Annotated in this window: 2 protein-coding genes; both read right to left on the reverse strand. The window is 44.0% G+C overall.

Annotated features, from left to right (window positions below; translation table 11 throughout):
* Nucleotides 1–225 (reverse strand): acyl-homoserine-lactone synthase (locus R8N47_RS23900; RefSeq protein ID WP_318185937.1); only part of this gene is annotated, 225 nt, incomplete at its 3' end.
* A gap of 155 nt (nucleotides 226–380) precedes the next feature.
* The coding region (locus R8N47_RS23905; RefSeq protein WP_318185938.1) for a dicarboxylate/amino acid:cation symporter at nucleotides 381–959 on the reverse strand (579 nt) is incomplete at its 5' end.

A 959-nucleotide genomic window follows, 5' to 3' on the forward strand; every position in this document is an offset into this window, starting at 1 on the left:
ATCTCGATAATCCATTAACTCAAACAAGACAGAAAGACTTTTGGACTGGTACTCAGGATAGCGTGCCAGCAAGTTCGTTTCTCGTTGATGAGTGATGGACTCAAAGAGAGAGGCTCTCTCTTGTGGTGTGAGGAAGCGAAGAACAATATCGATCAGTGCCTGTTGTTTTGTTTCAATAGGCAAATCTGTATTGGAAAGCGAAACCAAAGACAGCTTAAGACTCATGATACAACCTAGATCTGACGTTTTTTATAGTTAGTACGGGCGTTATATCACTTCAGAAAAATTATGCTATTAGTTTCTATTTGTATGGTTACGTAATGCAAAGAATCGAAAAAAAAGCCGCTCTTTTGAGCGGCTTTTAAGTATTTGTTAGGAAACTAAGCTTCTTGCTTTTGTAACTCCGCTTCAGCGGCAGTTTCTTCTACTAAAGCATCAACAATGACCGCACATGCTGCATCACCAGTAATGTTTAGAGCCGTACGAATCATGTCGAAGATACGGTCAAGAGCGAAGAGTAGAGGCAGACCTTCAATTGGAATACCCGCCGCTAGTAGTACTGCTACCACTAGGAAAGAAGGGCCCGGAACACCAGCTTGACCAACCGCACCTAGTGTTGAAGTCACGATGATCGCGATGTAAGCGCCCATGCCTAGGTCGATGTTGAACAGCTGTGCAAAGAAGATAGCCACCAAGCCGTAGTAAATCGCATTACCAGACATGTTGATGGTCGCGCCCAGAGGTAGAACGAATGACGCAGTTGAGTTTTTCACGCCAAGTTCTTTTTCACACGTATCCATAGTGACAGGCAGTGTCGCCATTGACGACGCTGTTGATAGTGCAACTGCTTGTGGTTTTTTCATTGCAGACACGAATTTCTTCGCAGATGTCTTCGTGAAAACATGCACCATTGCAGGGTATACGATAAAGCCAAATACAAGGATTGCCGCAACGTAAAC

The sequence above is a fragment of the Vibrio sp. 2132-1 genome (assembly GCF_033344315.1).